Genomic DNA, 3,440 nt, shown 5'->3' on the forward strand with positions numbered 1-3,440 from the left:
TGTAGGCGTATGGAAGTTTCCAACCGGCCTCCCTAATATTTGTCTATAGCTCCACACATTGTTATAAATAGGCCACAACTTATAAGAAGGCAGTACTGTGTTAAAAATAATTGTTTTAATACCCCTTATCTTGTCATTACTTTGGTTTGGTTATTTGCAAGCCAATAAATATACTCTTGAACAAGGCAAGCAGGGGTTTCTTTTACATATTCGTGCTATCCGGAGTTATTGCTGCGTTTTATACACTCTTGCTGTTTTTAACGCATTAGCTCTTTTTTGCCATAAAGTCTATCTCTTCGCACTAACCCTATGCAGCCTGTGAGATTAGCAAGTAAATTTACCGCAGCATTGATTATGCTGTGCAGCACCAATTAAATAACCACTTAGCAAAATAAGTTAAGCGATCAAAAAAGCCAGCTTTGATTAAAAAGCTGGCTTTTCACTATTTCTAATTGTTACCACCCTACCATCGAGTGGCTGAAGTTGCTTACAATGACTCTGAAATAGTCACGTCAGCATTTGCGCGAAGCGCATCGATGTACTGCTGATAAACACGTTGACCTTGTACTTGAGCAAGACGTTGTTTCAGGCTTTCTCCTAGCTCGTTTTCAAGTTCAGGTGCAGCATTCACGCCTTCTAGCATAACAACTGCAACATCGCCGTTAACTGTTGTTGCCACGTCAACCTTATCTTCACCTTCAAGGCCCAGTGAGAAAAGCGTATCAACCAATGCGCGTGCTAGTGTACCGCCTGCTCTTGGCACTGCTGCTGCCGTTTCCCAAGCTACAGATTTTTCTGCTAGTTCGCTTTCAACACTTTCCTCTGCACGTACTTTCTGTGCAATGTCGAAGGCCCAAGCTTCTGCTGCTTCTTTCGCTTTTTCCGCTTTTACTGATGCTTCAATTCCCTCGCGAACTTCATCTAGTGACTGAGTACGTTGTGGTTGATGCTCAATAACACGTGCAACAACAACTGTTTCGTCATCAAGTTCAATGATGTCGCTGTTAAGACCTTCTTCAACTAGCTCTGATGAGAAAGCAACATCCAGCAAACCGGGGAAGCTTAGTTCCGCAGGCGCCGTATTTCGGCTGAACAGCACAGACTCTTGTATAGGTAGATCTACAGCATTAGCTGCGTCTTCAAGTGTATCTGGCACCTCAAACGCAATCTCAGCTAGGGTATTTTGAAGCTCAAAGTACTTTTCCATCGCCGCATCGTAAAGAAGGGTATCGCGAATTTCACTGGCCACTTCATCGAATGATTTTACTTGCGCTTCTTTTAAATCTGTTAGCTTAATGAATGTGAAAGCCAAACTCGGTCTCAACAACGTCAGATACATCACCGACGTTTTCTAAAGCAAACGCAGCTTCATCGAACGCTGGGTCCATCATTTCAGGTGTAATGAAATCTAGGTCACCGCCGTTCTCAGCTGAGAATGTGTCGTCAGAGTTTTCTTCAGCAAGCACTGCAAAGTCGGCACCGTTATCAAGCTCAGTTTTCAATGACTCTGCTTTTGCTTTCGCAGCGTCTTGGTCGTCACCTGCTTCGATAAGGATGTGTGAAACTCGGCGTTCCTCTTCAGTACCATAGCTTCCTAGGTTATTGTCGTAATAGGTACGTACTGCTTCTTCATCTACAGAAACGCGACCTTTTAGATCTTCAACACTTAGTTTTACATAAGCCAGTTTCACCTGCTCTTCAGTATCGAAAGAGGCAATATTGTTGTTGTAGAACGCTTCAACATCAGCATCTGTTACTTCGATAGAACTGGCAAATTCGTCAGAGCTCACTAATACGTATTTCGCATCACGAGTTTGACGTTGAAGGGCATTAGCCTGCTGCACTTCACCGTCTAGGAGAAAATGAAGAATTCGTTAACGCTGCAGCCAATTGATTCTGAGTCATCTGCGTTCTTAGGTAGTCGCGGAAGTCTGCAACTTGAAAACCATTTTGACGGAGAATAGCTTGGAAACGCTCGTTATCAAACTGACCACCAAACTGAAATTCAGGCATTTGCACTATCGTTTCACGAATTTGTTCATCGCTTACGCGCAAGCCCATATCGGTAGCTTGTTGCTGAATCAGTTTTTCAGCAATAAGTCTGTCCAGTACATTTTTTCTAAAATCTGCGAGATATTCTTCGCTAGAGAAAAGCTGCGCGATGCTTTCGCCGTACTGTGACTCCATTTGTGCACGCTGGTTTTGGTATGCACGTTCTAGTTCTTGTGCCGAAATTTCTTCGCCGTTTACAGTTGCTACTGCTGTAGTGCCTGATGATGTTAGGTAGCTACCTACACCTGCGAATACGAAACTTAAAACGATAAGCGCAATAATCGCCATCGCCCAAGGGCCTTGAGAACCTTCTCTGATTCTTTCTAGCATGATTGTTCTTCAACTCCGTTGCTTACTACAATTACCCTAACCCATCACTTGCGGCGAGCTCAAGGTAAAATAAGCGATGATTATAACCCAATGCCGCCGAATATAAACGCCAAAACAAACTATTTGTAATGTCTTTCGTCAAGTTAAGGCGTTTCTCTGACATGTATGAAAATCGGCATGCCTAAAGGGGAAATTCTTACTCTTAAAATATTGGGGTCAGAGTCGTTACTCTGACCCCAATATTGAATTCTTTGCTTTAGAAATAAAAAAGGCGATGGACTAGCCATCGCCTTTTTCTATAATTTTTTTGCTTAGTTACAAGCGTCTTTCAGTGCTTTACCAGCTTTGAAAGATGGAACTTTCGCTGCTGAAATCTGAATAGTCTCACCAGTTTGTGGGTTACGACCACTGCGAGCTGAACGTTCGCGAACTGAGAAAGTACCAAAGCCTACTAGTGCAACTTGGTCGCCGTCTTTTAGCGCCGCAGTTACTGAGTCAGTGAATGCGTCAAGAGCGCGGCCAGCTGCTGCTTTAGAAATGTCTGCACCAGCAGCGATTTGGTCGATAAGTTGAGACTTGTTCACAATTAGATCCCCTTCGATTGTTATTATACTGTTTGTCCAAAACGATTTTGCTTCGAACGTTATAGCAAGCTTGATCGTTAACATCAAGCTTCAGTCACAAATAATTAACTTTTTAAATGAATCGCTGCAATCCCTTTTGTGGCAAGGCTTCAAGCGAATACCACTTAAAGGTAACACAACTTTTGCGACATGAAAGCCCTATTTTCAAAAAAATAAGCTTTTCTTTCGTCTAATGCGCATAATTTAGTCAATTATTGCATTTTTATAGCAAAAACAAGGCTGCACGCCTTTAAAATTAAAGGTATGCAGCTATACGTGTAAGTTACTTTTTAACCACTTCGAAACTTTCAACAGGCTCCTGAAGCGCAATATCAAGAACATCATCAATCCATTTAAACGGAGGTGCTGCAACTAGCCAAACATTGATGCTGTTTAACCTTAGCAATACGTAACTGAACCAGTAGGTTAACAGTA

At 42.4% G+C, this 3,440-nt stretch carries 4 protein-coding genes; all 4 read right to left on the minus strand.

Going from position 1 to position 3,440, the window contains the following annotated elements:
* Positions 1-487 precede the first annotated feature (487 nt).
* Positions 488-1,312: a peptidyl-prolyl isomerase family protein gene (locus ACXADE_RS20085; RefSeq protein ID WP_474982287.1), complete on the minus strand. Its 825-nt coding sequence runs from the start codon at positions 1,310-1,312 to the stop codon at positions 488-490.
* Complete coding sequence (locus ACXADE_RS20090) at positions 1,293-1,844, minus strand: peptidylprolyl isomerase (RefSeq protein ID WP_474982288.1); 552 nt, start codon at positions 1,842-1,844, stop codon at positions 1,293-1,295. Before ACXADE_RS20090 ends, ACXADE_RS20085 begins: the two co-directional genes overlap by 20 nt.
* 1 nt (position 1,845) lies before the next feature.
* Complete coding sequence (locus tag ACXADE_RS20095; protein WP_474982289.1) at positions 1,846-2,382, minus strand: SurA N-terminal domain-containing protein; 537 nt, start codon at positions 2,380-2,382, stop codon at positions 1,846-1,848.
* Between the two features lie 311 nt (positions 2,383-2,693).
* Positions 2,694-2,966 carry a nucleoid-associated protein HU-beta gene (hupB, locus tag ACXADE_RS20100; RefSeq protein WP_012518978.1) on the minus strand — a complete coding sequence of 91 codons (273 nt, stop codon included), beginning with the start codon at positions 2,964-2,966 and terminating at the stop codon, positions 2,694-2,696.
* Between the last annotated feature and the right edge of the window lie 474 nt (positions 2,967-3,440).

The sequence above is a fragment of the Halobacillus sp. ABR2_026 genome, assembly GCF_056158545.1.